Raw genomic sequence first — 23,226 nt, 5'->3', positions numbered from 1 at the left:
CACCCACCCGCCCGAATCGGTTGGACAAAGGGTCACCCCTGCCCTGGGGCTCCAGCCCCAGACCCCGGCGGGGGCTCTGCCCCCTGCACCCCTGCCCGAGCCAGGCCCTGTCGCCCCCGTTCTCCCCTCCCCCCTCCTCCCCTACCGCATCAAATGCCGCCGCGCGAAGTCCAGTTCCAACCTCACCTGCTTGATCCGCTCGTCCACCACCAGTGACCCGTGGCCCGCGTCGTAGCGGTAGACCTCGTGGGGCGCGCCCCTGGATTCCAGGCGTTTGACGTAGTTGTCGATCTGGCGGATGGGGCAGCGGGGGTCGTTGACGCCGGCGGAGATGTAGAGGGGGGCCTTGACGTCGTCGACGTAGGTCAGGGGGGAGGAGGCGCGGAAGCGGTCGGGGACCTCTTCCGGGGTGCCGCCCAGCAGGGTGCGGTCCATGGCCTTCAGGGCCTCCATCTCGTCGTGGTACGCCGTGACGTAGTCGGCGACCGGGACGACCGCGATGCCCAGGGTCCAGGCGTCCGGCTGGGTGCCCATGCCGAGGAGGGTGAGGTAGCCGCCCCAGGAGGCGCCCGTGAGGATCAGGCGGGTGGGGTCGGCGAGGCCGGAGGCGATCGCCCAGTCGCGGACCGCGGCCACGTCCTCCAGCTCGATCAGGCCGACCCGGTGCTTGAGGGCGTCCGTCCAGGCCCGGCCGTACCCCGTGGAGCCGCGGTAGTTGACGCGGACCACCGCGTATCCGTGGTCCACCCAGGCCGCCGGGCCCGCGGCGAAGGAGTCGCTGTCGTGCCAGGTGGGGCCGCCGTGCAGGTCGAAGACCGTGGGGAGCGGGCCGGTCGCGCCCGCCGGCTTCTGGATCAGGGCGTGGATGCGGCCGCCGGGGCCCTCCACCCACACGTCCTCCACCGGAACCGACGGCGGGCATGTCATGCCGGGCGGATCCAGGACCACCTTGCCGGTCGTCGAGCGGACCGCCGGCGGCTCGGCGGCCGAGGAGCACAGGAACTCCACGCTGCCGTCGGGGCGGGCCGTCGCGCCGGACACCGAGCCCTGCGGGGTCGGGATACTCGTCAGCGCGCCGGTCGCCAGGTCGTAGCGGAACAGCTCGCTGCGGGCCTCGAAGGCGTGGGCGATGAGCAGGCCGGTGCCGTCCGGGTACCACTCGGCGCTGACGTCGCCCGGCAGCTCCAGGGCGAGGTCCGTCTGCTCGCCGGTCGCCACGTCCCAGATCAGGGGCTCCCAGCGGCCGCGCCGCTGGTGGCCGATGAGGAGGCGCGGGTCGCCGTCGACGGGTGCGAAGCCGAGGATCTCCAGGCCCAGCTCGCGCGTGCCGCCCTCGCTGTCGTCGAGTTCGGCGACCGTCGTGCCGTCCAGGCGCAGAACGCGCAGCGCGGAGTGCATCGCGTCGCCGTGCTCCGTGTGCTCGATGGCGATCAGTGTGCCGTCGTGGGAGAGGTCGCCCACGCCCGCCGACTCGCGGTGGCGGTAGATCTCCGCCGGGGTCTCGCCCTCGCGCGTGACGTGGATCGTCGTACCGTCCTCGTCCGTCGAGCGGCCGACGACCGCCGTACGGCCGTCCCGGGACAGGGCCACGCCCGCCGGGTAGGAGGGCTCAAGGCCCGGCGTCGCGAGCTCGTCCTCGCCGCCCGCGAACGGCTGGCGGCGCCACACGCCGAACTCGTCCCCATATGACGGCAAGTCTGGAACGGAGGAACCCATGCCGTCGTCGAACCACCAGATCCACTCACCGTCGGGCGAGAGAGTCCCATCCGTGGTGCCATCCGGCCGGTCCGTGACCTGTCGCTGGCGCCCGGTCTTCCGGTCCCAGGCGTACAGCTCGTAGGTCCCGGTCGCGTTCGACACGAACAGCGAATGATCGGGGGCGTCTTCCGCCCAGTCAGGCAGGGAGACACGCGGTGCACGGAACCGCTTCTCCCAGTCGGGCATGGCCTCTGCTTCTGCGTCGCTCATGCCCCTATGTAACCCGATCGGCGCTAGGTCGTTTTACGGATCACCGGATGGTTCTACGACGCCATTCCCCTTCACTTCGGCTTTAGCGCAGAACGAGGCAAGATCAAGGTAATGCAAACAAACGTTCGAGTAGTGGGTTGCGGTCGACAGTCGGTGACCCGCACGGAAGACGAGAACTCCCTTTCCATCGGCGCCCAGAGGCGCGACCTCCAATACTGGGCCGACACGCCCGGACAGGGACGCCTCATAGTCGGGTGGGCACTCGACACCAACACATCCGGCACAACAAATCCCTTTCAGCGGGAACAGCTCCGGCCATGGCTGACCGACCGCCTGGAGGAGTGGGATGCACTGGCGTTCCCCCGCATCGACCGCATCTCCCGAAAGGTGCGGTACTTCTCCGAACTGCTCGACTGGGTGGAGGAGAACAACAAGCACATCGTCACCGTCGACGGCAGCCTGAACACCCAGGCGGCCGGTGGAAGCGCGGTCGCGAAGGTGCTGTCCGTCCTCGCCGAGGAGGAGCACCGGAAGATCCGCAAGAACGTCGCGAGCGGCATGCGCACCCTGCGTGAACTGGGCCGTTTCACGGGCGGACCGCAGCCCTTCGGGTACCTCTCTATCGACTCGGAGGACGAGCACCGGATCCTGACGCCTGATCCCGTGTACGCGGAACTACTCCGGGAGATCGCCAAACGCGTCCGTGACGGCGACTCCACGTACACGATCGCCGAGGACTTCAACCGGCGCGGCATCATGACGTGGTCCGACCATCTCCGCTCGCTCGCGGGCAAGCCGGTGAAGGGCATCCTGTGGAAGCCCGCCACCATCGCGCGCGTCATCCAGAACCCGGTCTGCGTCGGCTACCAGACGTACAACGGGGAGATCTGGGAGACCGAGGAGGGGGAGCCGAGCGTCATCGCAGACGAGCCGATCCTGAAGCTCGGCCATTGGGAGGCCGCCAACAAGGCGCTCGCCGCACGCACCCGCCTGAAGAAGGTCCGGCGCCGTGACACCGCCTGTCTGCTCACAGGCATTGCCATCTGCGGGAGTTGCGGTAGCCGCATGGTCTGCCACCACACGACGAAGACCCTGAAGAACGGCGAGACCAAGACGTACCGTGACTACCGGTGCACCTCTCGAAACCGTTCTGTCGCCTGTTCCGCCGTGGCCACGGTCGGTGAGTCCGAACTCGAAGCCGTCTTCACCGAAGCACTCATCGGGGCCATCGGCCACGCCCCGGAAATGGTCAAGTTGGTGGACCCCGGTGAAGACCACACGGCCGAGCTCGAACAGAAGCGTCAGCGACTGAACAAGCTGGAGAGCGACTACGCGGAAGGGAAGTACGACACCGAGGCCAAGGAGCAGTCGTACTGGCGCACCCTGGAAAACCTCACGAAGAAGATCGCCGAACTCGAAGCGCACCCCGTCCGCCCTCGTACGGTCGTCTTCCAGCCCACAGGCCGGACGTGGGCCGACAAGTGGAAGGCCATGGGAACTCAGGACCGGCGCGAATTCCTGAGCGAGCGGAACGTCAGGGTCATGGTGTGGCGGGACCCGATGCCAGGCATGAAGCGCGGGGCCGTCGTCCACTTCGGCAACCTGAAGGAGTTCGCCATTGCTGGTGGAGTAGACGGGGCCGAACTCTCCGACTGGGGAGAGACCGGCTGGAACGTCCCGGCCCACTGGATGGACCCGATTCCCCTGATGGACGCGGAGCAGCGAGCGACCATCGTCGAGACGTACGGCACGGCCGAACCCCCCGAGACGCTGCAGAAGGTGAGAGCCAAGACCGTGGAGACCTTCCCCGAGGCTGCATCGGTCTTCGTCTCCACGCTGCGTGCAGCGTGACCGCAGGCGCTCACTGAACGCCCTTGCAGCCCCCAGCCTAGACTTCCCTGGGTCGGGGGCTGTTCGCGCCTCAGGGGCCGCGCTGCGATCTCTGGCCCACCCTTCCCTCGGAGCGGACCGATCGGGCTTGTACGATGCGTGCCAGGTCGCCGCCGTCACTCCCGACTGCACGAGACCGAGTCCAGAGCCGAAAGCCCTGGGCGCTCACCTGTGAAGAGACCGCCAGCCTTGGCCGGTCCACCCCCGCGAAAGAGAAGGAGACACATGTCCCGCCGTCCGGCGGGGGTTACTGGCGCACCCGTATGCGCCGCACAGGAAGGAACTGCGTCCACGTGGGTCGCAACGCGTTTCAGTTCGACGGTGACTACGCCGCCATCTCGCAGGATGAGTACAAGCAGCGGGCACGAAACCCGCGCTTCGACTACGTCCATCCGTGTCGAGTACGCCGCGATGGGATGGGCGAACTACTTGGGCCACGCCGAGTTCCCCAAGGGCAAGCTGAACGAAGTGCTCGCCGACAAGCACGGCACACCGTTGACGAACAACGCGCTCAACAACCACATCCGGCATGCGAAGGGCTGGGCGATGGTCGAGGCCGAGTCGAACCGGCGATGCCTCGTGCTCCCCCTTCACCGCTTTCAGAAGGGCATCGGTGACAGGACGTGCGAGGAACACGGCATCAGGAAGGTGAAGCACTGGCAGCCCTGACCTACACACAGGACGTGTGATTCCATCGGGCAACTGACACACAGGATGTGTAGATCAACGCTCGAACGACACGTGCGGTGTGTCAGTGCAAGCCTCTGAGCTGGGGTTATTCATACTCCCCTCTATGTCTTCTCTGTTAAAGAGCAAGGCGAGTCATGCGGCTAAGAGATGTGGGGCGCGGCAGCGCCTCCTTGAGCAAGCGGCTGACGAAGAGGGCGGCCTCCTGGCCGCCACAGAGCAATGTGTCTTCCCCTTCGGTGCGGCCCCTCTCGGGGCCGACAGCAGAAAGCGCCTGACGTTCAGCGGCAAGCAGATGTGGGGGCGCGGCAGCGCCCCCCTTTGGCAAGCCGGCAGCGGCGAAGAGGTAAGCGGCAGGGGTCGGCCTGAAGGCCGACACAGTCCGAAGCCCCTTCAAGAGGGCGGCCCGGAAGGGGCCGACAGCAGGAAGCCCAGGAAGCTTCAGGTGGGGCGCTGCCGCGCCCCTACAGCTCGAAGCCGCAAAGGGAAGGGGGCCGCTTACGCGGTCCACAGAGCGAAGCTACTTCGGCAAGACGCCTTGAGCCTTCACTCCCCTGCACTCCCTCGCCGTTGCATCAGGCGTGGCGCTGTCACAAGCAGACCGGCCAGAGCGATGGCCATCCAGGCAGCGAGGTAGGCGAACGCAGCAGTCGGAGACACAGTGCTCCAGAGGATGCCCGCGATGCCGCTGGCGGCGAGGTTGCCGAGTGACTGCACCGTGGCGAGCAAACCGAACGCGGAGCCTCGCACTTCCTTCGGAGCGAGAGCGGCGACGGCCGAGTGCTGCGCTGTCTCAACCGCACCGATGCCGACGCCAGCCAGGACGAACGGAACAGCGAGGAAGGCCACCACTGCGCCACTGACGGCGAAAAGCCCGTAGGCAACGGCGAAGGCGGCAACACCGCCCGTCAGCACGAGCACCGGACCGCGAACGCCGAGCCTGTCAGAGAGACGACCAGCGGGGACGGAAGCCAGCGTGGCGGCCACGTTGTACGCGGTGTACAGCCCCAGCGCGATCGTAGTGGCCGTCTTCGTGCCGTGCCCTGGAGTGAGCAACTCTGAGGCGCGCAGGATCAGGAGAGTCGCAGCGACGTTGCCCACCTCGAAGGCGGCTACCGCACCCATGAGCTTGCCGAGGCCACCACGAAGCACAGGTCGGATGAGGATCTTCAGCGGAACCTTGTCACGGCTCGTGGGGCGTGGGGTCTTACGGATGGCATAGATGATGGCGACAGCGGCCAGCAGTCCGGGGATCACCGACAAGCCGATGGCCCACTGAACGCCGACCCACGCGACCAGGCCGAGCGCGAGCAGCGGGCCGAAGATGGCACCAAGGTTGTCCATCATCCGCTCGAAGCCGTACGCCCGCCCGTACACCTTGGCCGGAACGATGTCCGCGAGCAGCGCGTTACGTGCCGGGACGCGCAGACCGCGAGCCGTCCAGGCTGCGGCACGCAGGATGCCGACCTGCCACACAGCCGTCGCCCCTGCCGTTGCTGCACCGAGGACAGCCGTCGTGGCGTATCCACCGACAGCCACCTTCCGCCGTCGCGCTGGGTCGTCTGCGAGGACTCCACCTCCGAAGCGGGCTGCGCCGGCTAGAGCATCGGAGATGCCTTCGATCGCGCCGAGGGCTGCGGCCGGTGCACCCAGCGTCGAGGTCAGCAAAGAGGGCAGCAAGGCAGTGGGTATCTCATGACCCACGTCGGCAAGGAAGCTGGCCGAGCCGATCCCCCGCACACCGGGGGTCAACCACTGCTCCTCCTGGGCCGTGCTCTGATCGACCGGCTGCGCGGTTTCAGTCATGACTGACAGTCTCTCCCATAGGAGTGCTTCGCCGGCACAGAATGATGAGCTAAGCCAAAGCGGTGCAAAGTTGTGCAGCTCGACGCGACGTAGCAAGCAGACTAAATGGCTGTTCACCTGCGCTTATGCACGCTTGCCCGACGCTCCAGGCGGCGACAGAACGCCCCTGAAACCGCGGCGGAATCTGAGCTGCTAAGACTCCGCGGTCCCTCTTTCCGGGGTCAGGGGGGTCACACCCTCACCCCCTTGCGCCACCTCCCTGGCCCTGCCCTTGCCGTCACCGCTGCCTGCCGTCGCCAGACGAACGGCTGTGCGCTGACCTGATCGACCGACAGGACGGACGCCCAGTCAGGTCCGACCGCAGCGCGGCACGCCGCGAGCCAGGCGCACAGCGCCTTGCCGTGGCCAGCAAAGACAGGCTTCCGCCGGGCACGACGGTGACCACCAGGACCAAGAACAAGCCGTCTCACAAACTATCGATGTGGAGATGAAGCGTCTTGCCCGTAACGCCGCCGAGTTGATGACCCTGTCCGCCACCCTCCAGGCGGACGGCGTCCACCTGGAACTCCTGTCCGGTCCCCTCCAGGGTCTGTACGACCCGAACGGCGCGGGTGCCATCGTGTTCGCCGTGCTGGCCGTGGCCGCAGAGGTCGAGCGGGAAGGCATCCGGGAGAAGACGTTGGAAGGGCTGGATGCTGCGGCCCGACGGGGCCGACATGGCGGACGCCCCTCCGTGATCGATGAGGACAAGCTCGCCATAGCTCGCGCCCGTCACGCCAAGGGCGAGAGCGTCACAGCCATCGCTAAGGCCCTGGGGATCTGCCGCGCCACCCTTTACCGACACATCGGAGAGAGCGCCTGAGGCAGGCGCACAGCCCCATACAGACGGGCCCCGGCATAACGCCAGGGGCAGTTGTCATGCAGCTGGAGTCCTAGGCAGCCAGCAGGCCACTGCGCTTCAGGAGCGGTATGACTTGGTCCCTCACGGCCGGAGCAAGTTGAACATCCGGCTCGTCGCCGTTGATCCACCGCATGTCCGCCAGTTCGGCCGCTGGCTGGGGAAGGTTGCTGATCCCGGCCGTGAAGACCGTCATGCGCATGGGCACCTTCTCCAGCGCGGCCACGGCTTCGATGTCAGCCAGGAGCTGCGGCTCGACCGGGTAAACCCCGAGTTCCTCGTCGAGTTCCCGTGCCAGCGCTTCGGCTGGCGTCTCACCCGGATCAGGCTTCCCGCCCGGAAGGTAGAACACCTCGGGTGCCGCCTTCTTGCTCACGACCAGTAGCCGCCCCTGCTCCACGACAGCCGCAGCCACGACGACCAAGTGATCCTCCTGACGGAGGCTCGGCTCAGCGCCCGTCGCACTTTGTTGCTCCATACACGCGATTCTTGCAGCCCTTCCGGCGTGCTTCGGCCGTGGTGCTTGCCGTCTCCTCAGCGCGCCGGGGGTCTGCCCGGTCACTCGTCCCGGACCACCAGAGCGAACGACGTACAGAGACGCCGGAACGCGCCATGTCCTGTCCGGCCCGTGTGACTCATGCACTCAACGTCTACCGCCGCGCCATCATCCGACGGCTGCGCCGTCCATCCGCACTCGTAGCTCAGGCACTCCGCCTCGAAGGTCACGTCAGTGTCCGGGTGCTGCGTGATCCGGTGCTTCACGTACCGCAGGACGGAGCGGGTCGCTGCCGTCCCCGCGTCTTGTGCGGATGATTGCGAATCTCCACGTCTGCATCCGTCGCCGCCGACAGGTCACCCCTGTCACGTGCTGCCCGCCGCTGCGCAGCCAGGGCAGCGCAAACCCCGCAGCCGGGCGCAGGTTCGGGCGGGGGAAGGGGCATGGTCAGGCTTACCGGACCACTCATCGTTGTTCTCGGATTGCTCACGCTTGCCGCCTCCCGACCGAATCTTCTGAGCGAGCAACCAGTTTCATTCGACCGGCGGGAGAGGCCCACGTCTCTTGGTGTTGTCGGGTAAAGATCACGGCCCACTCGCCGAGGAGTGACCGGCAATCGAGGCCCCAGTCATGGACCCCATAGTGCCTGGCCGCACCGACTTTCCGCTGCGAGCGTCCTCAGCCTGTGGATAACTCCGGCGGGTGGCGATTCCCCGACGCCTCCGCGCGCCCCCGAGGGCCCCTGAGAGCGCCCCGTGACGTCCCCCACCCCCGCCCCCGCCGCGCCGCGTGGGCCCCGTACCGTTGGCGGTGTGTACCGGTTTCTGCTGACACCCCGCTGGTGGGGCATCAACGTCTTCGTGCTGCTCGCCATCCCCTTCTGCGTCTTCATGGGGTCGTGGCAGCTGAGCCGGTTCGAGGCGCGGGTGCAGGACCACCGCACCGCCACCGAACAGGCGGCGTCCGCCCACCGCCAGGCGGCCCGGCCGCTCGCCGAGCTGCTGCCCGTCGACAAGCGCACGTCGGGCATGCGGGCCACCGTGAGCGGCCGGTACGGCGAGCAGCTCCTCGTTCCCGACCGGGAGCTCGGCGGCAAGCGCGGCTTCTACGTGCTGACGATGCTCCGTACCGACTCCGGACGCGCCCTGCCCGTGGTGCGCGGCTGGCTGCCCGGCCCCGCGGACGCGGCGAAGGCGCCCGCCGCCCCCGCCGGGAAGGTCACCGTGACCGGCGCGCTCCAGGCCTCCGAGACGCCCGGCGACAACGGCGTCGGCGCGGGCGGCGGACTGCCGTCCGGGCAGACGGCGGCGATCAGTTCGGCGTCGCTGGTGAACCTCGTGCCGTACCGGGTGTACGACGCCTGGATCACACTCGACAAGGGCGACGCGGGGATGACCGCGGTGCCCGCGACCGCGCCCGGCGGCACCGGGCTGGACCTCAAGGCGTTCCAGAACCTCGGCTACACCGGTGAGTGGTTCGTCTTCGCGGGCTTCGTCGTCTTCATGTGGTTCCGGCTGGTGCGCCGCGAGGTGGAGTTCCGCCGGGACGCCGCCCTCGGGCTGGCGTCCGGCGAGGAGACGCGCGACGACACGAACGAGGAGGGGCGGGAGAGCGTCTCCCACCCCTCCGGCGTCTGAGAACCGGCCGGCGCTACGCCCCCGGCAGCAGCCCCGTCCAGTACACGGTTCCCGCGCACGCGTTGCCCACGGTCGTCGACACCGTCGGTCCACCCGGGGCCGGGGTGTGCGACACCCCGATGCTGCCGTCGGCCGGGCCCTCCTCGGTGACCATCTGGGGCGAGGTGCCCGAGGGCGCGCCGTCGTCGGAGCCCGACGTGGTCCCGGCGTCCACGGGCGGAGACGGCTCGGTCGTCGGGGAGTCTGTGGGCGTACCGCCGTCGGTGCCGCCCGTGCCGCCGGTGCCCGGCGTCGGACAGGCTCCCGAGGGAACGAAGGCGAACTTCTCCTCGTAGGCCGAACCGGGCAGCAGGACCAGGCTGGTGAGCTCGGTGGACGGGTCGGGCAGGCTGGTCGCCGCGTCCCCGGCGACGTGCCGGGCCGTGGCGATCCTGGCCGGGTCGGCGGCGCCGTACGGAACGGCGCCCACAGTGCCCACGCCGGCGACGGAGCAACGGGTGGCGGAGATGTTGGCGACCCGGAAGGTGCCGTAGACGACGCCCGCGGAGTCGGGGGCGTCGGCGGTCGCGGTGCCGCCCAGCTGCTCCGCCGTGCACAGCGGGGCGCCGGCGTCGGTGGAGGCCGAGGGGCCCGCGCCGGCGGTGCTGCCGGCGGTGCTGGACGCGCCGCCCTTGCCCTTGTCCCCGTGCTTCCTGCCCTGCTGGTGCTCCTTGGCGGCATGGCCCTCGCTGCCGGCGACGCTGCCCACGCCCCCGGCCGGGTCCTTGCCCTGGCCGGTGCCGCCCTGGGCCTGCGAGGCCTGGCCGGCGATGGAGGTGTTGGGGGAGCCGGTGGAGTGGGAGACGTGCACGAGGGCCGGGATGGCGGTGCCGACGAACAGGGCCGCCGCGACCATGCCGACGGTGGCCTGGCGCTTGCGCGCCCGTCGTGCGGGGACCGCGCGTCGCAGGTGGTCCAGCGTGCCGTCGCGGGGCTCCATGGAGTCGACCGCCGAGTGCAGCATGCGGCGCAGGGCCAACTCGTCCGGGCCGAGCCCCTCGGGGCCCTTCTCGTCGGGGCCGTCGTTCACAGTTCCGTTCCCAGCGTGCGATTGCGTGTGCTCTTGCTCGTGCCGTTGCGTCGGCTCGTGCCAGGCGTAGGGCTCGTGGCGCTCGTGGTCGCCGCTGTCCGGGGCGCGGTCGCTCATGCGGTCGCTCCCATCGCCAGCCGCAGGGCCGCGATGCCGCGTGAACCGTACGCCTTCACCGAACCGAGCGATATCCCGAGCGTCTCGGCGACCTGCGCCTCGGTCATGTCCGCGAAGTAACGCAGGACCAGGACCTCGCGCTGGCGGCGCTGCAGACCCTTCATCGCCTGGATGAGGTCGCGCCGCTCCAGCTGGTCGTACGCCCCCTCCTCCGCGCTCGCCGCGTCCGGCATCGGCTTGGCGAGCAGCTTCAGGCCGAGGATGCGGCGGCGCAGCGTCGAACGCGAGAGGTTGACGACCGTCTGCCGCAGATAGGCGAGGGTCTTCTCCGGATCGCGGACGCGTTTGCGCGCCGAGTGCACCCGGATGAACGCCTCCTGGACGACGTCCTCGCAGGAGGCGGTGTCGTCGAGGAGGAGCGCGGCGAGACCGAGCAGCGAGCGGTAGTGCGCGCGGTAGGTCTCGGTGAGATGGTCGACGGTCGTACCGGCCGCCGTGGTCTCCTCGGCGCCGTCACGCTGGCTGGGGATGCGGGCCGGCCGCGCTGCGGGCATGGGGGCGATCACCGGCATGCCGCCGGAAGCCCCGGGTGTACGGGGACGGAGCGCCGCACGGGGCGGCCGAAGGGCCGCGCCGCGGGTCGCCGGGAGTATCCCCTGCTCGAAGAGCGCGGGGGATAGTTCGAGTACCTCTGCCACGCCAGTTGGACACGTTCATCCCCGATGGGGTTGTACGCGCCGGGCATCGAATTTGCGCCAGATCTCGTCGCCGGAAGGGTTTCCACGTCCGGCGGCACCACTGACAGTGCCTCATATGCCGTCATGCGCCCAGCTCTTCCTTTATGTCCCATATGAAAAGGCGCCCCCACGCCCCCGGAGGACGACCGCAAAGACGCGCCCCGCCCTCCGCGCGGTTGCGGAGAACGGGGAGGAAATCTTCGGATGCCGAGGGGGCCCTGATCAAGTGGTCCGGACAGGCGTCTGACCACAGTTGCTCAACAGATCCTACAAACGAATCGGTGGTCGGCCGCGCCTTTTTTCGTGCGGCCGGGAAGCTACGACAACTCCGCCGCCACCAGCTCGGCGATCTGCGCGGTGTTGAGCGCGGCTCCCTTGCGGAGATTGTCGCCGCAGACGAAGAGTTCGAGCGCGGTGGGATCGTCGAGCGCCCGCCGTACCCGGCCGACCCAGGTGGGGTCGGTGCCCACGACGTCGGCGGGGGTCGGGAACTCGCCTGCGGCCGGATCGTCGAACAGGACGACACCCGGTGCGGTGGCGAGGATCTCGCGGGCGCCGTCGACGGTGACCTCGCCCTGGAAGCGGGCGTGGACGGTCAGGGAGTGCGTGGTGACCACCGGGACGCGCACGCAGGTCACGGCGACCGGAAGAGCGGGCAGTCCGAGGATCTTGCGGGACTCGTCCCGCACCTTCATCTCCTCCGACGACCAGCCGTCCTCTCGCAGCGACCCGGCCCACGGTACGACGTTCAGCGCGACCGGCTCCGGGAACGGCCCCGTCCGCTCGCCCACGACACGGCGTACGTCACCGGGGGTGCTGCCCAGCTCCGTACCGGCGACCAGGGACAGCTGGTCCCGCAGCGTCTCGACGCCGGCCCGGCCCGCCCCGCTCACCGCCTGGTACGACGACACCACCAGCTCGCGCAGCCCGAACTCGGCGTGCAGCGCGCCCAGGGCGACGATCATCGACAGGGTCGTGCAGTTGGGGTTGGCGATGATCCCGCGCGGCCGCACCCGGGCGGTGTGCGGGTTGACCTCGGGCACCACCAGGGGCACCTCGGGGTCCATCCGGAAGGCGCCGGAGTTGTCGACCACGACGACGCCCTTGGCGGCGGCCAGCGGCGCCCAGTGCGCGGAGACCTCGTCGGGGACGTCGAACATGGCGACGTCGACCCCGTCGAAGACCTCCTCGGACAGGGCCACGACCTCGACCTCCTCGCCGCGCACGGCCAGCTTGCGGCCGGCCGAGCGCGGGGAGGCGATCAGGCGGATCTCGCCCCAGACGTCCGCGCGCTGGGACAGGATCTGGAGCATGACCGTGCCGACGGCGCCGGTCGCCCCCACGACTGCCAGCGTCGGACGGCCGGTCGGCACGGTCCGGTCCATCAGCGGCCGGTGCCTCCGTAGACGACGGCCTCGTCGGTGTCGGAGTCGAGACCGAAGGCCGTGTGCACGGCGCAGACGGCCTCCTTCACGTCGTCGGCGCGCGTGACGACCGAGATGCGGATCTCCGAGGTGGAGATCAGCTCGATGTTCACGCCCGCGTCGGACAGCGCCTCGAAGAACGCGGCGGTGACGCCCGGGTTGGTCTTCATGCCGGCGCCGACGAGGGAGATCTTGCCGATCTGGTCGTCGTAGCGCAGCGACTCGAAGCCGATGCCGCCCTTGTTCTTCTCCAGGGCGTCGATGGCCTTGCGGCCCTCCGTCTTCGGGAGGGTGAAGGAGATGTCCGTCAGGCCGGTGGAGGCGGCGGACACGTTCTGCACGACCATGTCGAGGTTGATCTCGGCGTCGGCGATGGTACGGAAGATCGCGGCGGCCTCGCCCGGCTTGTCCGGCACGCCGACGACCGTGATCTTGGCCTCGGAGGTGTCGTGCGCGACACCGGAGATGATGGCCTGCTCCACCTTCTGTTCCCCTTGCTGCTGTGTCGTGTGAACGACTGGCTCGTTGCTGACCCACGTGCCCCTGAGCCCGCTGAAGGAGGAGCGGACGTGGATCGGGATGTTGTAGCGGCGGGCGTACTCCACACAGCGGTGGAGCAGCACCTTGGAGCCGGAGGCCGCGAGCTCCAGCATGTCCTCGAAGGAGATCCAGTCGATCTTCTTCGCCTTCTTCACCACCCGCGGGTCGGCGGTGAACACGCCGTCGACGTCGGTGTAGATCTCGCAGACCTCGGCGTCGAGCGCGGCGGCGAGCGCCACGGCCGTGGTGTCGGACCCGCCGCGGCCGAGCGTGGTGATGTCCTTCTTGTCCTGGCTGACACCCTGGAAACCGGCGACGATGGCGATGTTGCCCTCGTCCAGCGCGGTACGGATCCGGCCCGGCGTGACGTCGATGATCCGGGCTTTGTTGTGGACCGAGTCCGTGATGACACCCGCCTGGCTGCCGGTGAACGACTGGGCCTCGTGGCCCAGGTTTTTGATCGCCATGGCCAGCAGGGCCATGGAGATCCGCTCCCCGGCGGTCAGCAGCATGTCGAACTCACGCCCGGCAGGCATCGGGGATACCTGCGCGGCGAGATCGATCAACTCGTCCGTCGTGTCGCCCATCGCGGAAACGACGACAACCACCTGGTTGCCGTTCTTCTTCGCTTCCACGATCCGCTTGGCGACGCGCTTGATGCCCTCGGCATCGGCTACGGAGGAGCCTCCGTACTTCTGCACGACAAGGCCCACGTGCGCTCCTCGCTCAGTCCGTGTTCGTCACCCGCACATACGACGGTGTACTACGGGTCGGCTCAGTCTATCGAGCGGCGGAATCTCACCTCTGCGGTACCGCATGGTGAGATGTCCGTCCGCTGCCGTCGTCGTACTCCCTGCCCACTGTCACGCGAGTGATGGCTGTGCATTAATTTTCAATCATTCTGCCGGTGCCACGAGGGATGCCATGACGGAGATGTTCCTGGCCGGGGCGGTGCTCCTCGGCGCGAGCGTGCAGTGGCTCACCGGGATGGGCTTCGCCCTGGTCGCCGTGCCGGCGCTGATCCTCGTGCTCGGCCCGGCCGACGGGGTCGTGCTCGCCAACTGCGCGGGCGGGGCGATCAGCGCGGTGGGACTGGCGAGCGGCTGGCGGCAGGTGCGGCCCGGCGCGATGGTGCCGCTGTGCGCGGCGGCGGCGTGCACGGTCCCGGCCGGCTCCTGGATGACGCGCCGGCTCCCCGAGCCCCTGCTGCTGTCGGTGATGGGCGCGCTGGTGACGGTGAGCGTGCTGCTGGTCATGTACGGCGCCCAGGTCCCGGCGCTGCGTGGCCGCGGCGGCGCGGTGACCGCCGGGGCGCTCGGCGGCTTCATGAACGCGGCGGCGGGCGTGGGCGGCCCGCCGGTGTCCCTGTACGCGGTCAACGCGGGCTGGACGGTACGGGAGTTCGTGCCCAACGCCCAGTTCTACAGCGTGGTCGTCAACATCCTGTCGATCACGGCGAACGGCCTGCCCCATCTCACCGCCGGCCACTGGACGGCGGTGGCCGCCGCCCTGGTGACGGGCGCGGCGATCGGCCGGGCCGTCGCCGGCCGCGTCTCCGAGAAACGCGCGCGCCTGCTGGTGCTGGCGCTCGCGCTGACGGGCGGGGTGACCACGCTGGGCAAGGGGCTTTGGGGGCTGTGAGGCGGTCAGTCGACGAACTCCTTGAGGGGTTCGGTGTCGAGGGTGATGTTGACGGGGTCCGGAATCTCCAAGGCGGCACCGAACGGCTTGTTCACCTGTTGGCGATACCGACCACCCTCGGGATGGCTGAAGACGGTGACAGTGCAGTCAACTCGGTCGACGAGGACGTAGACGGGAATGCCGGCAGCCGCATACCCATCGGGCTTGTCAACGCGATCACGCTGAGCTGCGTCGGTATCCCAAGAGGTGACCTCTACGGCCATCAGAGCTTTGTCGGTGTCTGACCACTCACCGTGCCCCTTGAGAGCCCCCCAGGGCACAAGAACGCCATCCGCGCGTGCGCGCCCCTTCCGGTAGCGCTCCGTTTTGAGGCCCCGTTCTGCATGCAGCCACACATCGGGGCGGTGCTGCATGCAGTATTTCTGAAGCCAGGCGACGATCTCACTGTGATTGCCGTCCGGCATGGGCTTGACCACGACCTTCCCGTTGATGAACTCCAGCCACACGGTCTCCGGGGCATGGCGTTCCAGTTCCTCGAAGTCCTCGACGGACATCTGCGGCTGGTTCTCGGTCCTGGGGGTCATGGCGTCGCCTCCTCGACTCCATGGTGCCCCGACCGGCGCCTCCTGCACGCTCATACGACCCTCCCGGCCCTGGGTCGCATCCCGGCCACCCTGCGCACCTCGGCCGCCCAGTGGGTCACGTCGACCACGCCGGTGTCGTCGGCCGGGTCGCGCAGGAACGTCTCGGGGACGTACCCGGGCGGCGGACCGCATGCCTCCTCCGCCTCCTCCGCCTCGATCTCGGCATGGCACTCGCGGCAGATCCCCTCGATGATCTCCGCCGTCCGCTCGTCCGCGTCGCAGGTGACGCAGGCCATGATCACGCGGCTGACACGGGCACGGCGGCCGGCCTTCTGCCGGATCTTCGCCTTCGTCGGGGGCATCTTGTCCTCCAGTCGCTTGCGGGCGAGTCCGCCCGGGTTGGTGACCGCGGGCGGAAGCCCGTCGGTCAGGGCCTTGGTGATCTCCTGCGGCGTCGCGCCGAGGGCCAGCCACTGCGCGGCGAGGGATTCGAGGGAACGGCAGTCCGCCGCGGACAGGGACATGCGTGGGTCGGCGTCACGCAGGTCGGCGAGGGTGCGGTAGGCGGCGCCGGGCTCGTCCGAGGGCTCCTCGGAGGGCTGCTGGTCGGGTGCGGCCGGGGCGGATTCGGCCGGAGCGGCTTCGGCGGCCGCCTCCTCGGCCCGCGCCAGCCCCGACTCGTACTGGTCGGTGACGTCCAGGCCCTTGCGCTCGCGCACGAACTCCGCCCACCACTCCGGCGACCTGGGCGTACGTGACCAGTACGTCCGCGTGACCCAGCGCATCGAGTTGTCCTCGACGGTGAGGTGCTCGCGGATGTGCCGCAGGTGGCCGGCCGCGGTGACGCGCTTCAGCGACGTGCGCACGGCCTGCTGGCCGTAACGGGGATGTACGGCGGCGATCGCCTTGTAGCCCATCGCGTGACCGTCGTCGAGGTGGTCGACGAAGACGGCGATCTCGCGGTCACGGGGGCTCAGATGTGCGAAGTCCGGGTCGCCGTGCGGGTTTTCGTCACCGGCGGAGCGTTTGCCGTAGCCCGATTTGGCCATGGGGTGCTGCGGGGACGGCAGGGCGGGGCTAGGGTGAGTGCAAGCCACGATCGACTCTCATTCGATCCGTAGGTCTAGGCCCCGGAGCCGGTGTTGGCGCACCGACCGGGGCCGATCTATTGCCGCGAACCTAGAGCGGCTTTACTCTCCAGCGCAAGCCGATCACAGAAAGTCACACTTTCGAGGTAGGCGGCTTCAACTCACCTACAAGCTTGGTTGGTTGGGTTGGTTTTCACCCAGCCCGGAAACCCATGGAAGAGCTCGAAGCCCGAGGCTCAAGCCTCGGGCTGAACTGCGGCGATGAACGCCGACCAGGCGGGGGCGGGGATGTGGAGTTCGGGGCCCGCGGGGGCCTTGGAGTCGCGGACGTGGACGGCGGCGGAGAGGGCGACCTCGACGCAGTTGCCGCCTTCGGAGTTGCTATAGCTCGACTTGAACCACGACAGGGCGACCTCGACGCAGTTGCCGCCTTCGTCGTCGCTGTAGCTCGACTTGAACCACTTCCGCTGGTCACTCACGACTGATCCACCATCCGCTCGATGAAACCGGCCGACTCAGCGGGGCTGAGCGCCTGGGTACGGATCATGCTTAGCTGCTCCGTCACACGGCTGACAACACCTGGATCGGCCGAAAGCTCGCCGTGGAACGCGCCTTCCGTGAAGGCGATTCGCTCATGGTCGCGGGTCTCCAGCAACACCATGGGCCCCATGAGCGCGGCAGGAATGGCCCGTTCGAACGGCAGTACTTGCACGACGACGTTTCTCGGGCGGGACGCTTCCAGCAGGCGGTGCAGTTGTTCGTCATCCACCTGAGGGCTGCGCAACACCGCCTCATAGAGAACGAAGCTCAGCCCCACCGGCGGCTTGCGGTCCGTGAGGAGAGCCTGCCGCTCCATCCGAGCCGTGATCCGCTCCTCCACCGTTTCATCGTCCAGAGGCGGAACGTGATTGTCGATGAGGGCTCGCGCGTACCCCGGCGTCTGCAACAACCCCGGAATGTACGTGACTTCGTACGACCAGAGGCAGATCGCCTCCTTCTCCCGCTCCATGAAGTCCTGCGCCCGCGCCGGGAACCGCTCCCGGTTCAAGTACTCCTTCGCCGCACTCAACATCCCCTGCGCCCCGCACAGTTCGTCCGCCACGTCGAGCACGCGCGAGGTCGGCCTGCGCACCCCGCGCTCCATCGACGCGATCGTCTCCGGGGAGTAGTTGGCCTCGGACGCGAGCTTCTCCCGGCTGACGTCCGCCCTCGTGCGCCAGCGTTTGAGCTGGTCGCCGCCGTAACGCCACGCCACTGGGCGCTGGTTGTTGTAGTCGACCGACATGGCAGCCACCTCCGACCGCACCGCACCGCACACAACGAAGCCCCTCGTCCGCTACTGAGCGTAGACAGATGAGGGGCTCGATGTGACCGAAACGGGTTACTTCGCCGGGCGCATCCCCAGCGGGCCCGCGATCTCCTCCGCCATGACGCGGCCGGCCTCGACCTCCAGGGCCTCGTCGCCCACGTCCTGGTCGGTGTCCAGGCCGTCCAGTTCCTCCAGGGGCTGGTCGAGGCGGACGTGGGCGAGGATGGAGTGCAGGGCGCGCAGGGTCGCGGAGGCGGTGGAGCCCCAGTTGGAGAAGTAGGAGAACTGCCACCACCACAGGGCCTCGGTGATGCGGCCCGCGCGGTAGTGGGCCATGCCGTGGCGCAGGTCGGTGATGACGTCCGCGAGGTCGTCGGAGATACGGGCCGGCACGGGCGCCTTGCGGGGCTCGTACGGGTCGAAGACCTCCGAGTAGATGTCCACCGGGTCCAGCAGGCGGGCCAGGTTCTCGCGGAGTTCGTCGACGTCCGCCTCCGGGCCCAGGTCGGGCTCGTAGCGCTCGTCGGGGACGATGTCCTCGTGCGCGCCCAGGCGGCCGCCGGCCAGCAGGAGCTGGGAGACCTCCAGCAGGAGGAAGGGCACCGTCGAGCCGGGCTCGTCCCCTCTGGCCACTTCCGTGACGGCCACCAGGAAGCTCTCGATCTGGTCGGCGATCTGGACCGCGAAGTCGTCCGGGTTCTGCGTCGTGGCGTGCAGCGTGGCGTCAGACATCTAGGAGTCGTCTCCCCTCGAAGGCCCGGCCGAGGGTGACCTCGTCCGCGTATTCCAGGTCGCCACCCACCGGCAGGCCACTGGCCAGGCGGGTGACCTTCATACCCATGGGCTTGATCATGCGGGCGAGGTACGTCGCCGTCGCCTCGCCTTCGAGATTGGGGTCCGTGGCCAGGATGAGCTCGGTGACCGTGCCGTCGGCCAGCCGGGCCAGCAGCTCCCGTATGCGCAGGTCGTCGGGGCCGACGCCCTCGATGGGGCTGATCGCCCCGCCGAGCACGTGGTAGCGGCCCCGGAACTCGCGGGTGCGCTCGATCGCGACGACGTCCTTGGGCTCCTCGACCACGCAGATGACCGAGGGGTCGCGGCGGGCGTCCCGGCACACCCCGCACAGCTCCTCCTGTGCCACGTTGCCGCAGGTGGCGCAGAAGCGGACCTTCGCCTTCACCTCGAGAAGGGCCTGGGCCAGGCGGCGTACGTCGGCCGGCTCGGCCTGAAGGACATGGAAGGCGATCCGCTGCGCGCTCTTGGGACCGACGCCGGGCAGTCGCCCCAGCTCGTCGATGAGGTCCTGGACCACGCCTTCGTACAACGGAGTGCCTTTCCTTGTGTCTTTCGGTACGTACCGTAGTCGGCCGCCGCCTGTCCTAGGAAGGCGTCACGGGTGCCCCGCGGGGGGCGAACATCAGAACGGCAGGCCCGAGCCGCCGCCCAGGCCCTGGGCCAGCGGGCCCAGCTTCTGCTCCTGGAGGGTCTGCGCGTTCTCGTTGGCCGTGTGGACGGCCGCGATGATCAGGTCGGTGAGGGTGTCGGTGTCCTCGGGGTCCACGATCTTCGGGTCGATCTTCAGCGCCTTGAGGTCGCCGACGCCGGACACGGTGGCCTTCACCAGGCCGCCGCCCGCCTCGCCGTCGACGTCCGTGTTCGCCAGTTCCTCACGGGCCTGCGCGAGATCCTGCTGCATCTTCTGCGCCTGCTGGAGCAGCTGCTGCATGTTGGGCTGGCCGCCACCGGGAATCATGATCAGCTCCTGGTCCCGTTCTTCGTCGCTCTGGGTTGCGCTCGGTCGGTGTTCGCTTCTGCTGTGCATGAGCCTACGTGGTCCACGCGGCCACCGCCCTGCCACTCTTTCGAGTGAGAACATCACCGGTCCTATACCTGATCAAGCCCCTCTTACGGGCGGAACAGCAGCAAAAGCTCCGTCATCGCCACCCGTTGGGCGGTAGTAAGGGGGCCGCGCATCAGCATCCAATGTCACGCAATGTGATCGTTGGTGATCAGTAGTGGTGATCAGTAGGGAGTGCCGGGTGGGTCAGCCGGAGATGCAGCCCGAGGGTCCGGCGCAGGACGGGCGGGGCGAGGATACGGCCGGGCTGCGGCCGGGGGACCTGACGGGGCGGGCGTTCCCGCTCGGGGACTGGGGCGAGCCGGCCGAGCGGCTCGACGAGCTGTACCGGTGGGTGGAGCGGGGGGCGCTCGAGACGGCGTCCTGGTATCTCACGGACCGGCTGTGGAAGCGGCGCGGGGCACGTGCGCTGCGGGTGGGCACGGCGGCCGGGGCGGTGTCCGGGGCCGCGCTGCCCCTGCTGGACCTGACCGGGGCGATCGGCGGCAGCGCGCCCTGGGGATATCTCGCGCTGCTGCTCGCGGTGGCCTGCCTGGCCGTCGACCGGTTCTTCGGCCTGACCTCGGGATGGATAAGGGACGTCGCGACCGCGCAGGCGGTGCAGCGCCGGCTCCAGGTGCTCCAGTTCGACTGGGCGTCGGAGAGCGTCCGGGAGATCCTCGGCCCGGCGGAGGGCACGGCGAGCGAGGCCGCGGACCGGTGCCTGGGGTTGCTGCGGCGCTTCTCGGAGGACGTGACGGAGCTGGTGCGCACCGAGACGGCGGACTGGATGGTGGAGTTCCGCACCGGCTCGGCTCCCCTCGGCATCCAGAGCGGGGTGGCGTCCGGCCCCCGGCCGGACACCGCGAGCCCCTTCGGGCGGTTCCCGATGCCCCCGGGCGGCACGGCGAACGCCCGCCCGAACATGCCGCGCCAGCGCCCCCCGGAGCCGCGGTAGCCTCCGGCGGACGGAGCGCGGCAGGGCGGCAGGGCGGCAGGGCGGCCCCTTCGCGCGTACGGCCGCCGCTGCCCGGCCCGAGCGTGCGGACACGGCTTCTCGCGGCGAAGCGGCGGCCGAAGCAGCGGCAGACCCCACGGGAGCAGTGGCCGGCCCTGGCACAGCGACGACGCGGAGCGTCAGTCGCCCTTCGTGTACGTCAGCGCCTCGTCCGAGTCCTTGTTGACGCGGCGCAGGCGGCCGTCCGGGAGGAGTGTGATCTCGGAGGCGGCGCCGGGTGTGCAGGAGGACGCCGGTTCGCCGGTGGTGACGCGGGACGGGCCGATCTCCAGGCGTCCGGCGTGCGGGTCCCCGGTGAGCGCGGCCTCGAAGACGCAGTGGTAGGTGGAGTCGCCGGCCGGGCCGTCCGCGACGAGCGAGAGGACCGTGTCGCCGACGGCGCCCTGCCGGAGGGTGAGCCGACGAGTGCTGTGGCCGCTCGCGTTGTCGATCGCGCCCTTCCAGGTCCCGAGGAACTCCTCGGGGATCGCGCCGTCGGCCGCAGCCCCGGCGCTCTTCGTGGGTGCCGCGGAGGACCCCGGCGCGGTGTGCGCGGATGTGGCCGGTGCCTTGGCGTCACCGGGCCCCGGCTCGTCCCCGCCGCCGTTCAGCAGCGCGAACACGCTCCCGCCCGCCCCGAGCGCGACGATCAGCGCCACGACGACGAGCAGCACGGTGGACCGCACGTCCCCGCGCCCCGGATCCCCGGCCCCCGTCCCGAACGTCTCCGGCGGCGCGCCCCAGCCGTGGTCGTGCACCGCGGGCACCGCAGGCGGCTCGTGCGGCGAAGGATGCTGCTGTGCGTGCTGCGAGGGCCACCCGTAGGCCTCGGGCGGGGTGGACGTGTGCGTCTCCGCCGCCCCCTCGTCCGGGCCCTTCCGCTTCTCCATGGCTGCGCCGCCTCCCCCTCAGGTGTGCAACGGGGTGAGGATAGTGCGGGCGTGCACCGGCCGGTGGTTCATCGACAACCTGTCGCGCGAAACGGCTGTCCAGCGAACAAGACGCCGATGTCGCGTCGGTGGCGGGTACATCTACGCTCGGCCGCATGACTCCACAGCCCCATCCCGAAGCCGGCGCCGCGGTGAAGGCCGCGGACCGTGCCCACGTGTTCCACTCCTGGTCCGCGCAGGAGCTCATCGACCCGCTCGCCGTCGCGGGCGCCGAAGGGTCGTACTTCTGGGACTACGACGGAAAGCGCTACCTGGACTTCACCAGCGGGCTCGTCTTCACCAACATCGGCTATCAGCACCCGAAGGTCGTCGCGGCGATCCAGGAGCAGGCCGCGTCGATGACGACCTTCGCGCCCGCGTTCGCCGTCGAGGCGCGCTCGGAGGCGGCCCGGCTGATCGCCGAGCGGACGCCCGGCGACCTCGACAAGATCTTCTTCACCAACGGCGGCGCGGACGCCGTCGAGCACGCCGTGCGCATGGCGCGGCTGCACACCGGGCGCCCCAAGGTGCTCTCGGCGTACCGCTCGTACCACGGCGGCACCCAGCAGGCGGTGAACCTCACCGGCGACCCGCGCCGCTGGGCCTCCGACAGCGGCACGGCCGGTGCCGTGCACTTCTGGGCGCCGTTCCTCTACCGCTCGCGCTTCTACGCCGAGACCGAGGAGCAGGAGTGCGCGCGGGCGCTGGAGCACCTGGAGACGACGATCGCCTTCGAGGGGCCCGGCACCATCGCCGCGATCATCCTGGAGTCCATCCCGGGCACCGCCGGGATCATGCTTCCGCCGCCCGGCTATCTGGCCGGTGTGCGCGAGATCTGCGACAAGTACGGGATCGTCTTCGTCCTGGACGAGGTCATGGCCGGGTTCGGCCGGACCGGTGAGTGGTTCGCGGCCGACCTGGCCGGGGTCGTGCCCGACCTGATGACCTTCGCCAAGGGCGTGAACTCGGGCTACGTGCCGCTCGGCGGTGTCGCCATCTCGGGCGCGATCGCGGAGACCTTCGCCCGGCGCCCGTACCCCGGCGGACTGACGTACTCCGGGCACCCGCTGGCCTGCGCCGCCGCCGTCGCCACGATCAACGTGATGGCGGAGGAGGGCATCGTCGAGAACGCGGCCAAGCTGGGCGAGTCCGTCGTGGAGCCGGGGCTGCGCGCGCTGGCCGAGCGGCACCCGAGCGTCGGCGAGGTGCGCGGCGTGGGCATGTTCTGGGCGCTGGAGCTGGTGCGGAACCGGGAGACCCGCGAGCCCCTGGTGCCGTACAACGCGGCCGGCGAGGCGAACGCCCCGATGGCCGCTTTCGCGGCGGCCGCCAGGCAGCGGGGCCTGTGGCCGTTCGTGAACATGAACCGGACCCATGTGGTGCCCCCGCTCAACGTCACCGAGGCCGAGCTGGAAGAGGGCTTCGCGGCCCTGGACGCTGCGCTGACCGTGGCGGACGAGTACACGGAGTAGGAAGACCGGGGCACCCGGAGGGGGCGAGTGAGCAACTCGGCCCCGTCCGGGCTCCCCTGACTGATCGCCACGTGGCCGGGCGCCCCCGACGGCCCGGGGG

Annotated in this window: 22 protein-coding genes; 7 read left to right on the top strand and 15 right to left on the bottom strand. The window is 69.5% G+C overall.

The window, feature by feature from the left end; all coding sequences use genetic code 11:
* Positions 1–141 precede the first annotated feature (141 nt).
* Positions 142–1,968, bottom strand: coding sequence for a prolyl oligopeptidase family serine peptidase (locus QFZ74_RS16785; protein ID WP_307621624.1), 1,827 nt, complete (start codon positions 1,966–1,968; stop codon positions 142–144).
* A gap of 111 nt (positions 1,969–2,079) precedes the next feature.
* On the opposite strand from QFZ74_RS16785, the gene QFZ74_RS16780 reads away from it, so the two are divergent.
* Both QFZ74_RS16780 and QFZ74_RS16775 read left to right on the top strand, forming a co-directional pair.
* Complete coding sequence (locus QFZ74_RS16780) at positions 2,080–3,819, top strand: recombinase family protein (protein ID WP_307621623.1); 1,740 nt, start codon at positions 2,080–2,082, stop codon at positions 3,817–3,819.
* A 450-nt stretch (positions 3,820–4,269) separates the two neighbouring features.
* Positions 4,270–4,527, top strand: coding sequence for a hypothetical protein (locus QFZ74_RS16775; protein WP_307621622.1), 258 nt, complete (start codon positions 4,270–4,272; stop codon positions 4,525–4,527).
* Between the two features lie 564 nt (positions 4,528–5,091).
* Here the strand turns inward: QFZ74_RS16775 and QFZ74_RS16770 are convergent.
* Entirely contained in the window at positions 5,092–6,351 is a 1,260-nt protein-coding gene (locus tag QFZ74_RS16770) for an MFS transporter (RefSeq protein WP_307621621.1), read from the bottom strand.
* A gap of 487 nt (positions 6,352–6,838) precedes the next feature.
* Between QFZ74_RS16770 and QFZ74_RS16765 the strand changes: the two genes are divergently transcribed.
* Positions 6,839–7,213 carry a recombinase family protein gene (locus QFZ74_RS16765; RefSeq protein WP_307621620.1) on the top strand — a complete coding sequence of 125 codons (375 nt, stop codon included), beginning with the start codon at positions 6,839–6,841 and terminating at the stop codon, positions 7,211–7,213.
* A 70-nt stretch (positions 7,214–7,283) separates the two neighbouring features.
* Here QFZ74_RS16765 and QFZ74_RS16760 read toward each other — a convergent pair whose 3' ends face one another.
* Positions 7,284–7,727, bottom strand: coding sequence for an NUDIX domain-containing protein (locus tag QFZ74_RS16760; protein ID WP_307621619.1), 444 nt, complete (start codon positions 7,725–7,727; stop codon positions 7,284–7,286).
* Positions 7,728–8,557: 830 nt separating this feature from the next.
* Between QFZ74_RS16760 and QFZ74_RS16755 the strand changes: the two genes are divergently transcribed.
* Positions 8,558–9,382, top strand: coding sequence for an SURF1 family protein (locus tag QFZ74_RS16755; RefSeq protein ID WP_307621618.1), 825 nt, complete (start codon positions 8,558–8,560; stop codon positions 9,380–9,382).
* Between the two features lie 13 nt (positions 9,383–9,395).
* Here QFZ74_RS16755 and QFZ74_RS16750 read toward each other — a convergent pair whose 3' ends face one another.
* The 4 genes from QFZ74_RS16750 to QFZ74_RS16735 form a co-directional block, all read right to left on the bottom strand.
* Positions 9,396–10,568 (bottom strand): hypothetical protein, encoded by a 1,173-nt coding sequence (locus QFZ74_RS16750; RefSeq protein WP_307621617.1) that lies wholly within the window; start codon positions 10,566–10,568, stop codon positions 9,396–9,398.
* On the bottom strand, positions 10,565–11,266 hold the full coding sequence (locus QFZ74_RS16745) for a SigE family RNA polymerase sigma factor (protein WP_373462397.1): 702 nt from the start codon (positions 11,264–11,266) through the stop codon (positions 10,565–10,567). The genes QFZ74_RS16750 and QFZ74_RS16745 overlap by 4 nt, the downstream gene beginning before the upstream one ends.
* A gap of 356 nt (positions 11,267–11,622) precedes the next feature.
* Positions 11,623–12,690, bottom strand: a complete 1,068-nt coding sequence (locus tag QFZ74_RS16740; RefSeq protein ID WP_307621615.1) for an aspartate-semialdehyde dehydrogenase — start codon at positions 12,688–12,690, stop codon at positions 11,623–11,625.
* Positions 12,690–13,982 (bottom strand): aspartate kinase, encoded by a 1,293-nt coding sequence (locus tag QFZ74_RS16735; protein ID WP_307621614.1) that lies wholly within the window; start codon positions 13,980–13,982, stop codon positions 12,690–12,692. Before QFZ74_RS16735 ends, QFZ74_RS16740 begins: the two co-directional genes overlap by 1 nt.
* A 220-nt stretch (positions 13,983–14,202) precedes the next feature.
* On the opposite strand from QFZ74_RS16735, the gene QFZ74_RS16730 reads away from it, so the two are divergent.
* On the top strand, positions 14,203–14,910 hold the full coding sequence (locus tag QFZ74_RS16730; RefSeq protein ID WP_373462485.1) for a TSUP family transporter: 708 nt from the start codon (positions 14,203–14,205) through the stop codon (positions 14,908–14,910).
* Between the two features lie 5 nt (positions 14,911–14,915).
* Here QFZ74_RS16730 and QFZ74_RS16725 read toward each other — a convergent pair whose 3' ends face one another.
* The 7 genes from QFZ74_RS16725 to QFZ74_RS16695 all read right to left on the bottom strand — a co-directional run bounded on the left by QFZ74_RS16725 (position 14,916) and on the right by QFZ74_RS16695 (position 19,644).
* Positions 14,916–15,494 carry a Uma2 family endonuclease gene (locus QFZ74_RS16725; protein WP_307621612.1) on the bottom strand — a complete coding sequence of 193 codons (579 nt, stop codon included), beginning with the start codon at positions 15,492–15,494 and terminating at the stop codon, positions 14,916–14,918.
* Between the two features lie 50 nt (positions 15,495–15,544).
* Positions 15,545–16,543, bottom strand: a complete 999-nt coding sequence (locus QFZ74_RS16720; RefSeq protein ID WP_307621611.1) for a hypothetical protein — start codon at positions 16,541–16,543, stop codon at positions 15,545–15,547.
* Between the two features lie 275 nt (positions 16,544–16,818).
* Positions 16,819–17,061: a DUF397 domain-containing protein gene (locus tag QFZ74_RS16715; RefSeq protein WP_307621610.1), complete on the bottom strand. Its 243-nt coding sequence runs from the start codon at positions 17,059–17,061 to the stop codon at positions 16,819–16,821.
* Positions 17,058–17,867 (bottom strand): helix-turn-helix transcriptional regulator, encoded by an 810-nt coding sequence (locus QFZ74_RS16710; RefSeq protein ID WP_307621608.1) that lies wholly within the window; start codon positions 17,865–17,867, stop codon positions 17,058–17,060. The genes QFZ74_RS16715 and QFZ74_RS16710 overlap by 4 nt, the downstream gene beginning before the upstream one ends.
* A 96-nt stretch (positions 17,868–17,963) precedes the next feature.
* Positions 17,964–18,623: a DUF5063 domain-containing protein gene (locus tag QFZ74_RS16705; RefSeq protein ID WP_307621607.1), complete on the bottom strand. Its 660-nt coding sequence runs from the start codon at positions 18,621–18,623 to the stop codon at positions 17,964–17,966.
* A complete protein-coding gene (gene recR / locus QFZ74_RS16700) occupies positions 18,616–19,215 on the bottom strand; it encodes a recombination mediator RecR (protein WP_307621606.1) in 600 nt (199 codons plus the stop codon). Before recR ends, QFZ74_RS16705 begins: the two co-directional genes overlap by 8 nt.
* 93 nt (positions 19,216–19,308) lie before the next feature.
* Complete coding sequence (locus QFZ74_RS16695; RefSeq protein WP_307621605.1) at positions 19,309–19,644, bottom strand: YbaB/EbfC family nucleoid-associated protein; 336 nt, start codon at positions 19,642–19,644, stop codon at positions 19,309–19,311.
* 286 nt (positions 19,645–19,930) lie between these two features.
* Between QFZ74_RS16695 and QFZ74_RS16690 the strand changes: the two genes are divergently transcribed.
* Complete coding sequence (locus QFZ74_RS16690; protein WP_307621603.1) at positions 19,931–20,686, top strand: SLATT domain-containing protein; 756 nt, start codon at positions 19,931–19,933, stop codon at positions 20,684–20,686.
* A gap of 179 nt (positions 20,687–20,865) precedes the next feature.
* Here the strand turns inward: QFZ74_RS16690 and QFZ74_RS16685 are convergent, their stop codons facing one another.
* Positions 20,866–21,615, bottom strand: coding sequence for a hypothetical protein (locus QFZ74_RS16685; protein WP_307621602.1), 750 nt, complete (start codon positions 21,613–21,615; stop codon positions 20,866–20,868).
* Positions 21,616–21,770: 155 nt separating this feature from the next.
* On the opposite strand from QFZ74_RS16685, the gene QFZ74_RS16680 reads away from it, so the two are divergent.
* The gene (locus QFZ74_RS16680; RefSeq protein ID WP_307621601.1) at positions 21,771–23,126 is read left to right on the top strand and encodes an aspartate aminotransferase family protein; all 1,356 of its coding nucleotides are present in this window, start codon (positions 21,771–21,773) and stop codon (positions 23,124–23,126) included.
* The last annotated feature ends 100 nt before the right edge of the window (positions 23,127–23,226 follow it).

The organism is Streptomyces sp. V3I7, assembly GCF_030817495.1.
GTDB lineage: Bacteria > Actinomycetota > Actinomycetes > Streptomycetales > Streptomycetaceae > Streptomyces.
Note: the sequence above shows the minus strand (reverse complement) of the source record. Positions and strands in the feature narration are given on the sequence as shown.